The organism is Curtobacterium sp. MCLR17_031 (assembly GCF_003234775.2).
In the GTDB taxonomy this organism is placed as follows: Bacteria; Actinomycetota; Actinomycetes; order Actinomycetales; family Microbacteriaceae; genus Curtobacterium; species Curtobacterium flaccumfaciens.
Window position 1 is genome coordinate 2,469,336 of record NZ_CP126270.1, and the last position, 17,924, is coordinate 2,487,259.

A 17,924-nucleotide genomic window follows, 5' to 3' on the forward strand; every position below is an offset into this window, starting at 1 on the left:
TGGAGTCCTGCGGACGGCGACCGGCCGGTAGCCTGGCGTCGTGACGAACACCTGGCCGCTGGCGCGCGGGACCGTACCGGAGCGCGAGGCGTTCGCCTTCGGGGCGACGACCCTGTTCGTGCTGTTCGCGGGCGACGCCGTGCCGAACACCCTGACCTGGGTCGGGGCCGGCGTCCTCTGGGCCCTCGTCGCGGCGTGGGGCATCACGATCCTGGTCCGGGCGAAGCCACCGCTCGTCCGCACCCCCTGGGCGCTCTGGGCGTTCCTCGGCTGGTGCCTGGTGACCCTGGTCTGGTCGCACTGGCGCTTCGCGACGATCTCGAGCCTGACCGTGCAGGTGATCTGCGCGGCCGTGGCGTTCACGATCGCCTCGACCCTGACGTGGCGCCGGATCACCGATGCCCTGAGCCTCGCGCTCCGCTGGGTCCTCATGCTCTCGCTCCTGTTCGAGGCCGCCGTCGCGGTGTTCGTCCGGCACCCGATCGCTCCGATCTGGACGGACTACGGCGACCGCGACGTCCCCGACGCCTTCTACTTCTCGCGCGCCGAGCTCTTCACCGGTGGTCGGATCCAGGGGCTGCCCGGCAACGCCAACCTGCTCGCGATGGTGGCCCTGCTGGTCGCGATCGTGGTCGCCGTGCAGTTCGCCGAGGGTCGGATCCGCCGGAACCAGGCGATCGGCTGGCTCGTCGTCGCGGCACTCGGCTTCGTCCTCACCCGCTCGTCGACGGTCATCGCCGCCGCACTCGTGGTCGCCGTGGTCGCACTCGCCGCCGTCTGGATGCGCCGCGTCCCGACGGAGCGCCGCACCCCGCGCTACCTGCTGCTGGCCGTGGGTGCCGTCGTCGCCGCCGTCGCCGCGTTCGTGCTGCGCGGCCCGGTGTCCGAGCTGCTCGGCAAGGGCTCGGACGCCACCGGACGCGGGGAGATCTGGGCCAAGGTGCTCGGCCTGATCGACCAGCACCCCGTGGGCGGCTGGGGCTGGATCGGGTACTGGTGGCCGGGCATCCCGACGCTCGCCGACCTGGCGCAACGCAAGGGCGTCACGTACCTGCAGGCCCACGACGCCTACCTGGACGTCTGGATGCAGACCGGGATCATCGGCCTGGTGCTCTTCGCGATCTACGTGGTCACGACGCTGTCCCGCTCGTGGGCCTGCGCGACCCGCATCGGGTACGACGCCGCGCTGCGTCCGCGGCCCTTCGACCCGGTGTCGCTCCTGCCGCTCCTGGTCGTCGTCGCGCTGCTCGTGCAGTCCGTCGCCGAGTCCCGCCTGCTCTACCAGGGGAACTGGGTGCTCTTCGCCCTGCTCGCGATCAAGACGCGCATCGTGCTGACCGGCGAGGAGCCGGTGTCCACCGGCGACGGTCCGCGCACGCCGCCCGCCAAGCGCGAGTTCCGCTGGGCCGGCACGCGCTGACCCGGACACTCCCTCAGCGCGACAGCCACGAGCACGACACCGGGGACGACCACGGGTTCGACTTCACCCGGGCGACCTCGAGCGTCGGGTCCGCGTCGCACGCCGCCACCGCCGCCGGCAGCTGCCCCGCCCACACCGGGCCGCCGCTCCGCCGCGTGTCCGTCGGCGCGACGTGCAGGACCGCCGACGCGACGACGGCGGTGACCACGCACCAACCGGCCAGCGCGCCGACGAGGCGACCCGGGCCTCCCGTCCGTCCGGCAGCACGCGACCAGCTGCGAGCGTCCACGAGCGCGGCTGCGGCGACCACCGCGGCGCTCACCAGCAGCAGGCCGGCGGCCGCGGCGTAGCGCTGCGGCGGCACGGCGGCCATCGCGGCGACCGGCGCCGACCAGCGGAGGCCGTCACCGCCGTTGGCGAGCAGGGCCACCCACCACACCGCGACGGAGCCGACGGCGAGGGCTGCGACCATCCACCGGGTGCGTGCCGGCCCGACCACGACGGCCGCCACCAGGACGACGAGCAGCAGGGCTGCGGGCACCACGACCACCGCCCAGCCGTGCTCGACCACCGCCGTCAGCACAGCACCGAGGTCCGGGTCCCAGGCACCCGCCACGGGACGCAGCAGATACCCCGCGAGCACGTCGCGCGCCGCCGGCGACCCCGTGGCGAGGGCCCGCGGGCTCGTCAGGGTCGTGATGCCCTGCACCGCCAGGGCGACGACCACGACGAGCGTGACCGGCAGCGCGGTCCACCGGCCAGCCGGTCCGGGCGCACGGCCACGCGGCGTCCAGGCGAGCAGCAGCAGGGGCGCGAACAGGGCGGTGAGCGGTTCGGTGAGCACGGCCGCACCCGCGACCACGGCGAGTGCCCCGGCCGCCCACCACGACCGAGCACGCCACGCGAAGACCCACGGCACCAGGACGAGCAGGAACCAGTGCAGGTTCGCCGCGTTGCCGCTGATCTCGTACGGGGCGAGCGGCAGGACGACGGGGACGGCGGCGAGCACCAGCCGCAACGGCCACGGGCGGACGACGTCGCGGGACAGCACGAACACCAGGGCGCAGACCCCGCCGACGACCGTGCACGCGGCGAGCGCCACCACCTGCGCGTACCGCTCGGGCGGCAGCGTGTACCCGAGGTCGACGATGAGCCGGGGCAGCAGGTGCACGTACCCGGCGTAGGGGTGCAGCAGGGTGTCGACGGGACCCATCGCGATCCGTTCGCGCAGGAACACGCCGCCGTCCTCGGCCCAGACGGTGTTCCGCGGCACCGGGCCGAGCCGGTACCAGGCCAGGGCGGTCGTGAGCAGGCCGACGACGACCGCGACGAGGGGGACGCCGGCGACCCTGCGCGCGAGGTCCATCCGGTGAGGATAGTTCGGTCATCACGCATCGTCGATACAGCCACACCGCGATGCGGTGTGCTCGTCACAAGGTCGTGCGCCAAGATGGACGCGTGACGGACGGCCGGGTGAGCAGACAGGTGCTCGGGCGCCGGTACCTCTCCGCCTGGATCGGCTTCTCGGCCGGTGGACGGTTCAGCCAGGCGCTCGCGACGGTCATCGTGCTGTTCGGGTTCGGCCAGCCCACCGTCGAGGCCCTGGTCGGCCGGGCGGGGACCTGGGCGGTGCTCGTGACGCTGTTCGTGCTCGCGGGGCTGAGCCTGCTCGGCCAGCGCTACCGGATCGAGTGGCACGGGGTCCTCCCCCTCTCGCTGCTGGCCTTCGTCGGCTACTGCGCGTTGAGCGTGCTCTGGAGCGAGTACTCCTGGGTGGCGCTCCGCGGACTGGTGCAGACCGTGTGCTTCATCGGCCTCGGGCTGTACCTGGCCCTCGGCCGCGACCTGGTGCAGGTGATCCGGGCCTCGGGCGACGCCTTCCGGATCCTGCTCGTGACGGCCCTCGGACTCGAGGTCCTGTCCGGCCTGGTCCTCGACGTCCCGTTCCCGGCGTTCGGCATCCGCGGCGACATCGCGTACGGCGGCCCGATCCAGGGCATCGGCGGCACCCGCAACTTCATGGGCTTCATCGCCGCGATGGCCCTGGTCACCTTCGTGGTCGAGTTCCTCACCCGGTCGGTCACGGTCTGGCGCGCGATCGCCTCGACGTCGCTCGCCGTCATCGCCCTGATGCTCGTGCAGTCCCCCATCACCGGGCTCGCGATGATCGCGCTCGCCGTCACCGCGCTGGCGCTCTGGTCGCTCCGGCACGCACGACCGGCGACCAGACCGGTGGTCAACGGCGTCCTCGGCGCGGTCGTCCTGCTGACGCTGGCCGTCGGGGTGCTCGCCCGGCACCGCCTGCTCGCCGAGATCGGGGCGGCCGGCGGCACGGCCACCCGGACGGACCTGTGGTCGCAGATCCGGGTCCTGGTGGAGCGCTACCCGATCCAGGGCTGGGGCTGGGTGGGCACGTGGCCGACCGAGCCCGTCGTGCCCTACGTCACGCTCATCGACCCCGCCGGCGTCCGGTTCACCTCGGGCCTCAACGCCTTCGTGGACGCCTGGCTGCAGATCGGGTTCGCGGGCACGCTCATCCTCGGCATCACGGCGCTGCTCGCGTTCGCGCGTGCCTGGGTGACGGCGACGACGTTCCCCGGGGTGGCGTACGTGTGGCCGGCCGCCGTGCTCGTGCTGCTCGCCGTCACCAGCACGGCGGAGAGCTACCTGCTGCACGGTGCGGGCCTGATGTTCTTCGTGACGGTCCTCGTCATCGCCGCGCGGCGCCGCTCGTGGCGCCGGCACCTGCCACGCGTGTAGCGCGGACGCTGCGCGCTGCGCGCCGTGGCGCTTCGTGAGCAGGAATGGTCGCCTCCGCGGAGGCGACTCGACCGTTGCTGCTCACGAAGCGGCGGTACGGCGCGACCCACCGCCGGCCGGGAGGCCCGTGGCGGCCCCGCACCGCGCCTCCAGGCTGTCGCGCCGAGCGTTCCGTGCCCGCGCATCGTGAGCAGGAACGGTCGCCTCCGCGGAGGCGACCCGACCGTTCCTGCTCACGAAGCGAGCGAGCGAGCGCCCTACGGGCGCGTGCGGCGACCGAGGCGGCGCTGCACGCCCCACTGGGTGACGCGGAGCATCGCCTCGAGGACGATGGACCGGCTCATCTTGGAGACGCCGTGCACGCGGTCACGGAAGCGGATGGGCACCTCGACGATGCGGCCGCCGAGGGCGTCCACGCGCAGCGTCATGTCCACCTGGAAGCAGTACCCCTTCGAGTCCACCAACCCGAGGTCCATCCGCGCGATCGCCGACGAGCGGTACACGCGGTAGCCGGCGGTGATGTCGCGCACGTCGAGCCCGAGCACCAGGCGGGCGTAGGTGTTGGCCCCGCGGCTGAGCGCCTGGCGCCGGAGCGGCCAGTCGACGACCGACCCACCGGGGACCCAGCGGGACCCGATGGCGAGCAGGACGTCGTCGGACGCGGTCACGGCGTCGACCAGGGCCGGCAACCGGTCGGCCGGGTGCGAGCCGTCCGCGTCCATCTCGACCAGCAGCGGGTACCCGCGCTCCAGACCCCACCGGAACCCGGCGACGTACGCCGTGCCGAGCCCGAGCTTGCCGGAGCGCTGCAGCAGGTGCACCCGGTCGTCCGCGGCCGCCAGGGACCGCACGATGTCCCCGGTGCCGTCCGGGCTGCCGTCGTCGACGACGAGCACGTGGGCACCGGGCACCGCCGCCAGCACGGCGGCGGTGATCGCACGGATGTTCTCGGCCTCGTCGTACGTCGGGACGATGACGAGGGCGGTGGTCTCCCCCGGGGTCACCGGTTCAGGCGCCGCTTCACCTTGCCGGCGACGCTCCGGGGACCCTCGGTGCGCAGGTAGTGCACGGCACGGCCGAGGTCGTAGCGGACGCCGGAGAGCTTCTTGCGCTCCGGGACGCGGACGCGCATCTTGTGCGGCTCGATCGACGACGCGGTGTCGCGCACCGACTTGTCCGCAGCGCGGATCGGGTTCCGGCAGAACTCGACGAGGGGGGCGAGGACGTTCTCCCACGTGAACTGCTCGCGCACGCGGTCGACGTTGCGGATGAACTCGGTGCGGGCCTTCTTGTCGAAGAGCGCCGTCTCGAGCGCGGTGGCCAGGCCGTCGATGTCCTGCTCGTGCACCGCGATGCCGAGCTTCTCTTCTGCGACGAGGTCACCGAACGAGTCGCCGGCCGTCGTGACGATCGGCAGACGTGCCCACAGGTAGTCGAGGATGCGGGTCCGGAACGAGAAGGTGGTCTCGAGGTGCTCGTAGTGCGTCGAGACGCCGGCGTCGGCCTCGAGCAGGTAGGCGCCGCGCTCCTCGTACGGGATCCACTGGTCGTTGAAGAACACGTGCTTGCCGGTGAGACCGAGCGCGTCGGCCTCGGCGCGGACCTTCGCGACGATGTCCATCTCGGGGACGTCGGGGTTCGGGTGCTGCACGCCCATGAAGAAGAGCTTCACCGACGGACGGCGCTCGGCGAGCTGGGCGATCGAGCGGACCAGGGTGATCGGGTCGAACCAGTCGTAGATCCCACCGCCCCAGACGACGAGCTTGTCGTTCTTGCCGATGCCCGGCACGACGCCCTTGACACGCTGCTGGTCGTGGACCGGCGGCGTCGAGGACAGGCCGAACGGCACGACGCCGATGAGCGAGCGCAGGTCGGCGTCGCGCGAGTAGGTGCGGGCGTTCACGCGGCCGGAGCCGGCGAGCTGCCCGAGCCAGAACATCCGCTGGCGCTCGGAGGCGCAGATGAAGTAGTCGCCGAGCTCGAGCTGGTGGTTGAGCGTGTCCGAGGCGTCGAGGATCTGGCGGTTCCACTTGTCGACGTCGTCGCTGCGGCCCTGTTCGAGCTGCTCGAGGTGCAGCGGGTCGTAGACGTCGACGACCAGGATCTTGCTGGTCGACTCGAGCACCGGGAACAGCCGGAGCGCGTGGCCCTGCACGATGATGACGTCGGCCCAGCCCTCGTGCTCGACCATCTGGCGCGGGTGCCGGTGCGGGACCGTGACGACCTCGTACGACGGGTCGATCGGCGACGAGCGGGTCAGGCTGACCACGCGGACGTCGTGCTCGGACGCCAGCTGCTTGGCCATCTGGGTGGCACGGATCGCCGGACCGGCCATCTTCGCGCCGATCGAGTCGCCCGTGATGATGAGGACACGGCGACGGGTGCCGACCTCGAGCACGCCGAGGGAGTGCACGATCTTGTCGTAGCCGGCCAGGTAGTTCTCGATCGGGTACGCGGGCTCGTCGCGGTTGCCGAACAGGCGGAGGAGCTCGCGGTCGGACCGGACGCGGGTCGCCTGGATCTGGCGGCGGGACTCGGTCATCGATGGCAGCTGCTCGACGAACTGGTCGACGCCGTAGATCCCCGCCATGCTCGTCTTCGGCACCGGGATGGTCGGGACGCTGTCGTCGCCGGGGTTGCGCAGGTCGAGCTCGGTGGAGTCGAGCTCCCCGCGGCCCACGGCACGGCGGACGGCGAGTGCCAGGGAACCGGGGAGCGCCGCGGCGAGCTGCTCGTCACCGAGGTTCTTGTAGAGCGTGAACAGTGCGTTCCGCTCGAGCAGGTAGGTCTCGCGGAAGTCGCCGAACTTGTTCATCGACGCGTGGTGCTTGTGGAACGCGACCGACTTCGGCTGGTACCGGAATCGCCAGCCGAGCAGGTTGAGCCGCCAGCCGAGGTCGACGTCCTCGTAGAACATGAAGTAGCGGTCGTCGAAGCCGTCGAGCTGCTCGAAGAGCTCGGCGCGGATGAACATCGCGGCGCCGGTGCCGAACAGGACGTCGGTCTCGCTCTCCCACCGACCGGTGTCCGGCGACCCGGCGAAGGGCTTGTAGCCCATGCCGTACCAGGTCATCGCGGCCTCGGTGAAGTCGACGTTGACGCCTTCCCAGTCGAGGACCTTCGAGGCGACGGCACCGATGTCGGCACCGGAGGCGAAGGTGGCCATCGCCTCGCGCACCCAGCCGGTGTCCGGGCGGGCGTCGTTGTTGAGGAACGCCACGACCTCGCCGGAGGACTTCTCGACGCCGAGGTTGCAGCCACCGGTGAACCCGAGGTTCGCGCCCGCGTCGATCAGGGTGAAGTCGAGGCTCGAGGCCTTGAGACGCCCGAGGTGCTCGGGGCCCGAACCGTTCTCGACGACGATCACCTCGAGCTTGTCCTGCGGCCAGTCCTGCTTGCGGAGTTCCGCGATGCTCGTCAGGGTGTCGTCCGTGCCCTTGTAGTTCACGAGGATGACGGACACGACTCCCGGCTTGCGCTCTGTCACGCGAGTTCCTCCAGCAGCTGCCGCGCACCGGGCGCGGGTCGATGGGTCGGCCGACGGGGTGCCGCGGGCCGATGACACCCTACAAGGCGCGCCCAGGGACTCCCTGCCGCCGCTGCGGAGTCGTGCAGAATGGCGTGCGTGACCGCAGTGATCCCGAGCACCCCCATGTCCTCTCCCCTCCGCGAGGACTACGCGGCCCTCGCGGCCGACGAGCACGCCGAAGGCCCCCGCGGCACGATCCGCTTCGCGGTGTCGACCGCCGATCCGTCCGAGGGCAAGGGCGACCTGTTCGTCGCGCTCGGGCTGGCGCGGGCGCTCCGGGCCGAGGGCTGGGGCGTCGCGATGTGGCCGCTCGAGCGCTGGGGTGAGGAGCTCCCCGCCGACACCGCCGTCGTGGTCAGCATGATCGAGTCCTTCGTGCCGGGGTACGTCCCCGCCGGCACCGCCCTGGTGGCGTGGGTGCGGAACTGGACCGCCAAGTGGGCCGCCCTGCCCTACCTCGACGAGTTCGACGCGGTCTGGACGTCGTCCGGGATCGCCCGCGACGCGATCGCGGCCGCGTACTCCGGCCCCGTCGAGGTGGTGCCGATCGGCGTCGACACCGAGCTGTTCACGATCGACGCCCCCGCACCGCGCGAGCGCACGGACCGCGCCGTGACCACCGTCAACTTCTGGGGCGTCCGCCGCCGGGTGCAGGACGTCCTGGCCGAGGTCGCCCCGGCCGAACCGATCGTCTGGTTCGCCGCGAACGTCGACCACGTCGAGGCCTCCGCGGGCGTCGAGCTCCGCCCGGCCGTGTCCTACTTCGCCCTGCCCGAGGTCTACCGCGCCGCCGGCTTCGTCGTCGACGACGTCATCGAGCCGGCCGCCGAGTACGGCACCCTGAACTCCCGCCTGTACGAGTCGCTCGCGTCCGGTGCACTGCCGGTCACCGACTGCGCGCTGGGGCTCGACGAGCTCGGCCTGTCCGACGTGCCGGTGTTCGACGACGCCGACTCGCTCGAGCGCGTGCTCGCGATGCCCCGCGACGAGCGCACCGCCCTGGTCGCCCGGCTCCGCGCCGTCGTGGTCGAGCGGCACTCGTTCCGCAGCCGCGCCGAGCAGGTCGGTCCGTCGCTCGACGCCGCCGTCGCCGCCGCCTCGGGCCGGAGCGGCGAGCGTGGCGCGTTCCTGCGGTGGGCCACCGCCCAGCGCGAGACGCTCCGGCAGACCGAGCACGACCGCGACGTCCACCTTGCCGGCGTGCACGACATCAACGCGCGCCTGGTCGCGTCGGAGCAGAAGGTCGGCGCGTACGACACCGCCCGTCGCCTGGCCGAAGCGGAGCGCGACCAGATCGCGGCCCGCTTCGAGGGCCTCACGCGCTCCCCCGAGTACCGGCTGCTGCACGGCGTGGGCCTGATGGCGCGGCGCGCGCGCCGCTGACGGCGGTCGACGCGACCGGAGACGGACGGGAGGCCCGGTACCAGCTGGTACCGGGCCTCCCGTCCGTCGTGTAGTGACCGTCTACTGCACGGTGACGGTCTTCGTGCCGAAGCTCTTGTAGGTGCCGCTCGGCAGGTCCTGGAAGTAGACGCGCACGGTGTGCGTGCCCTTCTTCACCCCGGTGAACTTCCGCGACAGCCCGACGTCCGAACCCCAGTCCGGGTGCACGGCCTGCACGTCGGTGCGGGTCGCGTTGACGGTGCCCGGCGAGACGGCGACGCCGTCCAGGTGGATCTTGTACTTGACCGGGTCCCAGACGTCCGGGTCGATCGCCCAGCCGGCCACGGTGATGGTGCCCGTGCCGCCGGTGACGGACTCGTACAGGCCCTTGACCGAGCCGGTCTTGCCCGTCTTGCCGGTGGTCGGCGGGTCGGTGACCGTCACGCTCTTCGTGCCGAAGCTCTTGTACGTGCCGCTCGGCAGCTCCCGGAAGTACACGCGCACGGTGTGCGTGCCGGCGGTCAGCTCGGGGATCTTCAGCGAGAGGCCGACGTCCGAGCCCCACGCGGGGTGCACGGCCTCGACGTCGGTCCGCTTCGCGTTCGCGGTCCCGGGGGCGATGGCGACACCGTCGACGTGGATCTTGTAGGCGACGGGGTCCCAGACGTCGGGGTCGATCGCCCAGCCGCGCACCGTGGCGCTGTTCACGCCACCGACCACGGACTCGAACGCACCCTTGACCGAGCCGGTCTTGCCCGTCTTGCCGGTCGTCCCCGACGCGTCGGGTTCGGCGGTCGACGCGGCGGTCACGGTCACGGACTTGGTACCGAAGCTGACGTACTTGCCGCCCTGCAGGTCCTGGAAGTAGACGCGCACGGTGTGCTTGCCCGCCTTCAGGCCGGTGAGCCGGAGCGTCAGACCGACGTCGGAGCCCCACGTCGGGTGCGTCGCCTCGACGTCGGTGCGGGTGGCGTCCGCGACCCCGCTGTTCGTGCTCACGCCGTCGACGTGGATCTTGTACTTGACCGGGTCCCACACGTCCGGGTCGATCGCCCAGCCGCGCACGGTGGCCGTGCCGACGCCGCCGGTGACGGAGTCGTACGACCCGCGCACGGCACCGGTCTTGCCGGTCTTGCCGGTGGTCGGGGCGTCCACGACGACCGACTTCGACGCGACCTTCACGTACTTCGTACCGGGCTTGTCCATCACGTACAGCGTCACGGCGCGCGAGCCCGCGCTGATGCCGCCGATCGTCTTCGAGAAGCCGAGGGTGCTGCCGACGCCCGGGTAGACCTTCGCCACGTCGGTGCGGGTCTTGTCCGCGGTGCCGGTCGCCTTGCTCACGCCGTCGACGAGGATCTTCCACGAGCCGGGCTTGGACGAGTCGGGGTCGAGGACCCAGCCGGTCGCCGAGATCGTGCCGACGCCGCCGGTCAGCGAGTCGAGGACGCCCTTGGGTGCCGCGCTCGTGATGGTCCGGGTGTAACAGCCGAGCAGGGTGTTCGCCCCGCGGCCCTGGTTGATGGCGTAGCTGCAGACGGAGTGCTTGCCGAGGCTCAGCCCGGTCAGTTCGGCCGAGAACCCGTGGCGGGTGTTGTTCGCGCCGAGGGTGCCGGCGAGGTCGCTCCGGGTCTTGTCCGCCGTGACGGTCTTCGCGCCGGCGCCGTCGACGTAGAACGCGACGCGCAGGGCGTTGGTGGTGTCCGGGTCGGCCGCCCAGCCGGTGACCGTGATCGACGAGGTGGAGGTCGCGGTCACGGAGTCGACGTCGCCGTAGGGGTTGCCGCCGCCGGCCGCAGCACCGAACCAGTCGGTGTACATGCGCCAGAAGTTGCGGTTGCCGTAGGCGGAGCAGCTGTCGCCGGAGCCGTAGAGGTTCGACATGGCCGCGGCGTTCGGGGTGTACGGGGTGTAGATGTACAGGCTCGCGGTCGCCTGGTTCTGGATGTAGACGGACTTCCGACCGCAGGCCGCGTTCGGGTTGAGCAGGATCGAGTTCGTCCGGCCCGCCTGGTACGCCCACGAGGTCGGCGTCGCCTGGTACCGCTTGAACTGCAGGGCCGCGGCGTAGACCTGCTGGCCGAAGCCGAAGTACGCCGGGTCGCACGGGGCGGTGTCCGGGCACGCGAAGCCGGTGGCGTGCAGGTACATGTAGGACGTCGGCGAGGACGTCGTGACGATGCCCTGCTCCTTCTGCAGGAGCACGAGGAGCACCTTCTGGCTGATGCCGCACGCCGCACCGACCTGGGCGATCATCGTCGCGGCCGACTTGGTGCCTCCCGCGATGGCCGCGCACCGGCCGGAGACGGCACCGATCGAGCTCATCTTCTGCGAGAAGTCCTTCAGGCAGGCGGGGCCGCTCGACGACTTCCGGCAGTTCGGCGCGACGCTCGTCAGGAACGACTGCACGGCGGCGGCGTTCATCGCCGAGCCGTTGTAGAAGTTCGCGTCGCTGATGATGTTGCCCGGGTCGAAGTCCGAGGCCACCGCGGCCGAGGCCGACTGGGTCGTGGTCTGCTCCGCGAGCACCGTGCCGAACGTCAGGCCGCTCACCGCGACGGCGAACGCCGCCACCAGGGCGAGGGAGCTCCGGAGGGAACGACGGGAGCGTGCTGCTCGGGGGGAACGGGTGGTGCGGGGGGAACGGGGGGTGCGGGGGTTGCGCATCACGGGACCTCGGCGGTCAGGGGGTCGGACGTCGTCGACGCGGAACCGACGGCGTAGGTCAGGGTGACGGACCAGGTGCCGCTCGACACCTTCGCCGCGGGGAACGACACCTGCGCGCAGTTCACCGACGAGGCACTCGCCTGTGCGGTGCTCGTGGCGGTGCGGGTGACGCCGTCCTTCGTCGCGGTGAAGGTGCACTTCCCGCTCGTGTCGGTCGTGCCGGAGACCAGGCCACCGGCCTGGAGGGTCTTCGAGCCGGTGTCCCAGCCGGCGAACGTGACGACGGACGTGGCCGGGTACTCCGAGGGGTCGGTGTCCGGCTGGTTCGTCGCGCCGCTGCCCGGGAACGCACCGGGGGTGTCGTCGTCGGAGGCGCCGGCATCGTCGCCGTCACCGTCGTCGGACCCACCGTCGGTCGGCGTCGAGGCCGTACCGGTGGGGGCCGCGGTCGCCGAGTCGTCGTCCGTCGGGGTCGCACTCGGGGTGCGTGAGACGGACGCGGACGGCGACGGGGTGGCGTCGTCGCCACCACCGGAACAACCGGCCAAGAGGAGACTGAGGGCACCGACCACCGCGAACGCAGCGATCGGCCTGGATGCGAGGAGCATGCTGACGGGCCGTCCTGTGGATGTTGACAAGGGTCCGGGTTGCAACAACGGTAACTCGAAAGTGAAGGTTGAGGGTTGGATCGGCCGGAATCACCCCCACTCGGGGTGCACGACGACCGTCGCCCAACCCCGTCCCGCGGGCCCGGTGAGTATGCTGTTCCGGTCCTGCCCCCACGAACGAAGAGACGTATGGTCGACCAAGCCCGCATGACCGCGCTCGCGAAGGAACCCCTCGTCGTGATCGGCGCTCCGACGAGCGCCTTCCGCGGGACCTTCCGTGAGCTGCGCGACGTCTTCCGGCAGCGCGAGATGCTCGGCATGCTCGTCCGGCGTGACCTGAAGGCCCGGTACAAGGACTCGGCACTCGGGTTCGTGTGGACGCTCGTGCGCCCGCTGACCCAGCTGCTCATCTACTACTTCGTCATCGGCAAGGTCCTCGGCGCCGCCAACGGCATCGACAACTTCGCGATCTACGTCTTCACCGGCCTGACCGCCTACACGCTCTTCAGCGAGATCGTCGCCGGGTCGACCGGGTCGATCGTCGGCAACTCCGGGCTGATCAAGAAGGTCTACGTCCCGAGAGAGGTCTTCCCGCTCGCCAGCGTGGGCGCGGCCCTGGTGAACTTCACCATCCAGTTCGCGATCCTGCTGGCGGCGACGGTCGTCATCGGCGTCTTCCCGTGGCACGAGGGCCTGGTCTACCTGATCCCCTCGCTCGCCGTGATCCTGGTCTACGGCGCGGCCATCGGCCTAGTGCTGTCCGCGCTCAACGTGTACCTGCGCGACGTGCAGTTCGTCATCGACGTCGGCCTGATGGTCCTGCTCTGGGCCTCACCGATCGTCTACTCGTACTCGCGCGTGGTCGCGACCGTGAACGCCGACTGGCTCCTCACCCTCTACACGAACAACCCGCTGACCCTGTCGGTGCTGGGCCTGCAGAACGCGATCTGGCTGCACGACCCGGCCGACGTCACGTACCCGGACCACCTGATGCTGCGGCTGGGGATCGCGTTCGTGATCGGCCTCCTCTGCCTCATCGGTGCGCAGCGGATCTTCTCCCGCCTGCAGGGCAACTTCGCGCAGGAGCTCTAGACCATGGCCATCAGCACCCCCGTCGCCCCGACGACCGCCGGCGAGACCGCCGAGCGTCCCGACGTCATCGTCATCGACCACGTCCGCAAGCGCTTCACCGTCCGCAAGGACAACACCCTGCGCGAGCGCATCGTCACGCTCGGCCGCGCCGGGCGGAAGCACCGCCAGGACTTCTGGGCCCTCGACGACGTCACGGTGTCGATCCAGGCCGGCTCGACCGTCGGGCTCATCGGCCAGAACGGCTCCGGCAAGTCGACCCTGCTCAAGGCCATCGGCGGCATCATCCAGCCGACCTCCGGCACGGTGTCCCGCCGCGGTCGCCTCGCCGCCCTGCTCGAGCTCGGCGCCGGGTTCCACCCCGACCTGTCCGGCCGCGAGAACGTCTACCTCAACGCGAGCCTGCTCGGCCTGAGCCGCAAGCAGACCGACGAGAAGTTCGACGACATCCTGGCGTTCTCGGGCATCGGGGACTTCATCGACACCCAGGTGAAGTTCTACTCATCGGGCATGTACGTGCGGCTCGCGTTCGCCGTCGCCGTGCACACCGACCCCGACGTCCTCCTCGTCGACGAGGTCCTGGCCGTCGGTGACGAGGCCTTCCAGCGCAAGTGCCTCGACCGCATCCGCACCTTCCAGGAGGCCGGCAAGACGATCATCATCGTCACGCACTCCCTCAGCCAGGTGCAGGAGATGTGCGACCGCGTCGTCCTGCTCAACAAGGGCAAGGTGCTGCACGACGGTGACCCCGTCCAGGCCGTGAGCATGTTCCGCGAGGTGCTCGAGGAACGCCGTCAGGGCGAGCTCAGCACCGACGTCGCCGTCGGCCGGGGCAAGGTCATCGGCGCGAGCGTGCGCGTCGACGGCAAGGAGCCCCGCGCCGAGGTCATGCCGGGCGACGACCTCGTCGTGGACATGGAGTTCGAGCACCTGGACGGCATCGCCGACTGGGAGGCCGCGGTCCAGATCAACAACGCCGGTGGCCAGGTCGTCTACGGCACCACCACCGGCATCATGGGCCTCGAACTGCAGCCGCTGCACGGTCGCCGGAAGCTCCGCCTGCGGATCGCCGACACCGCGTTCGGCACCGGCAAGTACTTCATCAACGTGTCGATGATGGACTCCGCCGGGCGCCACCTGCACGACATGCCGGAGTGCGACTCGTTCGAGGTCCCCGGGTTCGAGCACGCCGTGGGCACGGTCTACGCCGAACCCTCGATCGAGGAGCTCGACTGACCCCGGACGACGGCGACACCGGGTCCCGCGCCGACGGCACGACCCGTGCCGACTCCGCGCCCCGGGCCGACGGCACGCTCCGCACCGCGGTCGTCGTCGTCAACTGGAACCGCGCCGACCTGACCACCGCGGCCGTCCGCGCCGTGCTCGACGAGGGCACGGCCGACGACGTCATCGTCGTCGACAACGGGTCGTCCGACGACTCCGTCGCGGTGCTCCGTCGTGCCCTGCCGGACGTCACCGTCATCGCACGCGGCGACAACGGCGGCTTCGCGGCCGGGGCCAACACCGGCATCCGGCACACGGACGCCGAGGTCGTCGTGCTCCTGAACAACGACGCCGTGCCCGCACCGGGCTTCGTCGCGGCGCTCCGCGACCACCTGGCGCACGCCGGGCCCGAGGTCGCCGCGGTGACGGGCCGCATCGTGCTCGCCGGACGCTGGACGGGCCTCCCGGCCGGGGTGGAGCCAGCACCCGGCCAGCGCGTGCTGCGCGACCACGACGGTCGTCGCTGGACGCCGTCGGCGGACGGCGAGGTGCGGCTCAACTCGACCGGCGTCCGTGTCGACCGCGACGGCAACGGGATGGACCGCGACTGGTTCGCGCCCGTCGACCGGGTCGCCGACGTCGACGTCTTCGGGTTCTCCGGCGGCGCGTCCGCGCTGCGCCGCACGGCCCTGGACGACGTCGGCCTGCTCGACGAGTCCCTGTTCATGTACTACGAGGACACCGAGCTCGCCTGGCGGCTGCGCCGCCGCGGCTGGCGCGTCGAGCACGCGGCCGACGCGGTCGTCGAGCACGACCACTCGGCGTCGTCCGGCGTGCAGAGCGACCTGTTCGTCTTCCGGAACGCGCGCAACCGCATCGTCGTCGCGCTCTGGCACGCTCCGTGGCCGACGGTCGCGCGGGCGAGCGTCCGCACCCTGGTGCGCGGCCTGCGCGGGCTGGCTTCCGGTCGCACCCGCCGGGAGGCGCGGCTCGTCCTGACGGCGTTCGCGGACGTCGCGGGGACCCTGCCGGTCCACCTCGCGCGCCGGCTGCGCGAGACCCGGCGCGCGTCCGTCCCGCGCCGCAGCGTGGACCCGGGCGCATGAGTGCAGCGGGCTATCCTGGACACTCCCCCGTCGAGGGCCCCGGCCCCGACGTCCCCGCCCGGAAGGAACCACGCGTGCCGCAGCTCACCGTCCTCGTCGACGGGACCGCGGTACCGCAGGCGCTCGGCGGCGTCGGACGCTACGTCGAGGGGGTCGTCTCGCACCTGAACGACCCGTCGCTCGACGTCCACCTGGTCGTCCGCCCCGTGCACGCTCCGCACTTCGCCGCCGTCGCGCCGCACGCGACCGTGCACACGGCGCCGGGCTGGACCGACTCGGTGCCCCTGCGGTTCCTGTGGGAGCAGACCGGGCTGCCGGCGCTCGGCCGTCGGATCGGGGCGCAGGTGCTGCACTCCCCGCACTACACGTTCCCGTTCGGCTGGCGCGGTGGGTCCGTCGTCACGCTGCACGACGCCACGTTCTTCTCGAACCCCGAGTGGCACTCGCGCCTGAAGCGCACCTTCTTCACCTGGTGGAGCCGCCGGTCCCTCCGCACCCGACCCGTCGTCATCGTGCCGAGCGCCGCGACCGCGACCGAGGCCGCCCGGGTCGTGACCGGCATCCGCGCCGACGTCCGGGTCGCACCGCTCGGCGTCGACCGCACGGTGTTCCACGAGCCCGACATCGCCGCGGTCGAGGACGCCCGGATCGCCGCCACCCTGCCCGAGGGTGCCCCGTGGATCGCGTTCCTCGGCACCATCGAACCGCGGAAGAACGTCACGGCGCTGCTCGACGCGTACGCCTCGGTGCGCGCCGCGCGCGCGGCTGCCGGGTCCGACGGCGGTCCGGATGCGGAGACCCCGTGGCTCGTGCTGTCCGGGGCCCGCGGCTGGGACGAGTCGGCCATCGCGCGACTCGACGCCCTGCAGCCCACCGACCACGTCATCGAGGCCGGCTACCTGCCGCTCGCGGACCTCGCCGGGTTCCTCGGCGGTGCCGAGTTCGTCGTCTACCCGTCCCTCGGCGAGGGCTTCGGGCTGCCCGTGGTCGAGGCGATGGCCTCCGGGGCGTGCGTCCTGACCACCCGGCGGCTGTCCCTGCCCGAGGTCGGCGGTGACGCGGCCGTCTACAGCGAGCCCGACGCGACCGCGCTGGCGTCCGCGATGACGGCGCTGCTGGACGATCCCGCGCTGGTGGCCTCGCACCGTGCGGCGGCGCTGACGCGGGCCTCCTCGTTCACCTGGGAGGCCACCGCCGCCGTGCACGTCGAGGCCTACGAGTCCGTCGCCGGGGGTGCGCGGTGATCCGGGTCGCGGTGCTGACGGTCACCTACAACACCGGCGAGACCATCCGGCCGTTCCTGGCGAGCGTCGCCGGTGCCTCGAAGGACCCGGTCGCCGTCGTCATCGCGGACAACGGCTCGGCCGACATCGACGCACTCCGGGCGATCGGTGAGTCCTACGGCGCCGTCGTGGTGTCCTCCGGCGGCAACCGCGGCTACGGCGGTGGGATCGACGCGGCCCTGAGCGCCCTCGACGACGTGCTGCCGGACGTCCGCCCGGAGTTCCTGCTCGTGACGAACCCTGACGTCGTGCTCGGTGAGGGCTCGATCGACGAACTCGTGGCCGCCGCCGACCGGTTGCCGTCCGGTGGGTCGTTCGGGCCCCGGATCCTCGACGACCAGGGCGAGACCTACCCGTCCGCCCGGCAGCTCCCCTCGCTCCGGACCGGCCTCGGCCACGCGGCGTTCTCGCGGTTCTGGCCGGCGAACCCGTGGAGCCAGCGGTACTGGTCCACCACGAAGGTCGTCGAGCGCGAGGCCGGCTGGCTCTCCGGCGCGTGCTTCCTCATCCGGACGTCGCTCTTCCGCGAACTCGACGGGTTCGACGAGTCGTACTTCATGTACTTCGAGGACGTCGACCTCGGGCAGCGCGTCGGACGGTCGGGTCGGGCGAACGTGTACGTGCCCTCGGCGGTCGTCACCCACACCGGAGCCCACTCGACGTCGTCCAACCGGCGCCGGATGGAGATCGAGCACCACCGCAGCGCCTACCGGTTCCTGTCGCGGAAGTACCGGGCGTGGTGGCTCTGGCCCCTGCGCGTCGTGCTGCACGCGGGCCTGTCGCTCCGCGCCCGCTGGGTCACGCGCAAGTAGCTCCCGCTCGCGGGAACCAGGTTCCGGACACAGCACCACGGAT

At 71.7% G+C, this 17,924-nt stretch carries 13 protein-coding genes; 8 read left to right on the forward strand and 5 right to left on the reverse strand.

The features are described from left to right. The first annotated feature begins 40 nt into the window (after positions 1 to 40). Entirely contained in the window at positions 41 to 1,420 is a 1,380-nt protein-coding gene (locus tag DEI96_RS11655; protein ID WP_111024349.1) for an O-antigen ligase family protein, read from the forward strand. A 13-nt stretch (positions 1,421 to 1,433) separates the two neighbouring features. Here the strand turns inward: DEI96_RS11655 and DEI96_RS11660 are convergent, their stop codons facing one another. Then, positions 1,434 to 2,786: a hypothetical protein gene (locus tag DEI96_RS11660; RefSeq protein WP_111024348.1), complete on the reverse strand. Its 1,353-nt coding sequence runs from the start codon at positions 2,784 to 2,786 to the stop codon at positions 1,434 to 1,436. A gap of 107 nt (positions 2,787 to 2,893) precedes the next feature. Here DEI96_RS11660 and DEI96_RS11665 point away from each other — a divergent pair, with 107 nt between their 5' ends. Further along, entirely contained in the window at positions 2,894 to 4,180 is a 1,287-nt protein-coding gene (locus DEI96_RS11665; protein ID WP_128780653.1) for an O-antigen ligase family protein, read from the forward strand. Positions 4,181 to 4,437: 257 nt separating this feature from the next. Here DEI96_RS11665 and DEI96_RS11670 read toward each other — a convergent pair whose 3' ends face one another. Together DEI96_RS11670 and DEI96_RS11675 are read right to left on the reverse strand one after the other, a co-directional pair. After that, on the reverse strand, positions 4,438 to 5,184 hold the full coding sequence (locus DEI96_RS11670; protein WP_111024346.1) for a polyprenol monophosphomannose synthase: 747 nt from the start codon (positions 5,182 to 5,184) through the stop codon (positions 4,438 to 4,440). Next, on the reverse strand, positions 5,181 to 7,667 hold the full coding sequence (locus DEI96_RS11675; protein WP_111024345.1) for a glycosyltransferase: 2,487 nt from the start codon (positions 7,665 to 7,667) through the stop codon (positions 5,181 to 5,183). Before DEI96_RS11675 ends, DEI96_RS11670 begins: the two co-directional genes overlap by 4 nt. Positions 7,668 to 7,805: 138 nt before the next feature. Between DEI96_RS11675 and DEI96_RS11680 the strand changes: the two genes are divergently transcribed. Next, positions 7,806 to 9,092, forward strand: coding sequence for a glycosyltransferase family protein (locus DEI96_RS11680; RefSeq protein WP_146246942.1), 1,287 nt, complete (start codon positions 7,806 to 7,808; stop codon positions 9,090 to 9,092). Positions 9,093 to 9,173: 81 nt separating this feature from the next. Here the strand turns inward: DEI96_RS11680 and DEI96_RS11685 are convergent, their stop codons facing one another. Next, positions 9,174 to 11,666, reverse strand: a complete 2,493-nt coding sequence (locus tag DEI96_RS11685) for a hypothetical protein (RefSeq protein ID WP_111024343.1) — start codon at positions 11,664 to 11,666, stop codon at positions 9,174 to 9,176. A gap of 92 nt (positions 11,667 to 11,758) precedes the next feature. Then, a complete protein-coding gene (locus tag DEI96_RS11690; RefSeq protein ID WP_111022342.1) occupies positions 11,759 to 12,367 on the reverse strand; it encodes a hypothetical protein in 609 nt (202 codons plus the stop codon). Positions 12,368 to 12,556: 189 nt separating this feature from the next. Here DEI96_RS11690 and DEI96_RS11695 point away from each other — a divergent pair, with 189 nt between their 5' ends. The 5 genes from DEI96_RS11695 to DEI96_RS11715 all read left to right on the forward strand — a co-directional run bounded on the left by DEI96_RS11695 (position 12,557) and on the right by DEI96_RS11715 (position 17,881). After that, the gene (locus DEI96_RS11695) at positions 12,557 to 13,459 is read left to right on the forward strand and encodes an ABC transporter permease (protein WP_111022341.1); all 903 of its coding nucleotides are present in this window, start codon (positions 12,557 to 12,559) and stop codon (positions 13,457 to 13,459) included. A 3-nt stretch (positions 13,460 to 13,462) separates the two neighbouring features. Next, a complete protein-coding gene (locus DEI96_RS11700) occupies positions 13,463 to 14,692 on the forward strand; it encodes an ABC transporter ATP-binding protein (protein ID WP_111022340.1) in 1,230 nt (409 codons plus the stop codon). Beyond that, positions 14,611 to 15,786, forward strand: coding sequence for a glycosyltransferase family 2 protein (locus DEI96_RS11705; RefSeq protein WP_220039101.1), 1,176 nt, complete (start codon positions 14,611 to 14,613; stop codon positions 15,784 to 15,786). The genes DEI96_RS11700 and DEI96_RS11705 overlap by 82 nt, the downstream gene beginning before the upstream one ends. Positions 15,787 to 15,860: 74 nt before the next feature. Beyond that, entirely contained in the window at positions 15,861 to 17,030 is a 1,170-nt protein-coding gene (locus DEI96_RS11710; RefSeq protein WP_220039100.1) for a glycosyltransferase family 4 protein, read from the forward strand. Then, on the forward strand, positions 17,027 to 17,881 hold the full coding sequence (locus DEI96_RS11715; RefSeq protein WP_071406439.1) for a glycosyltransferase family 2 protein: 855 nt from the start codon (positions 17,027 to 17,029) through the stop codon (positions 17,879 to 17,881). The genes DEI96_RS11710 and DEI96_RS11715 overlap by 4 nt, the downstream gene beginning before the upstream one ends. Positions 17,882 to 17,924 lie beyond the last annotated feature (43 nt).

Coding starts and splice junctions, on each gene's coding strand:
- DEI96_RS11660 (WP_111024348.1), bottom strand. CDS start 2,786: ATGGACCTCGCGCGCAGGGTCGCCGGCGTCCCCCTCGTCGCGGTCGTC.
- DEI96_RS11690 (WP_111022342.1), bottom strand. CDS start 12,367: ATGCTCCTCGCATCCAGGCCGATCGCTGCGTTCGCGGTGGTCGGTGCC.
- DEI96_RS11695 (WP_111022341.1), top strand. CDS start 12,557: ATGGTCGACCAAGCCCGCATGACCGCGCTCGCGAAGGAACCCCTCGTC.
- DEI96_RS11700 (WP_111022340.1), top strand. CDS start 13,463: ATGGCCATCAGCACCCCCGTCGCCCCGACGACCGCCGGCGAGACCGCC.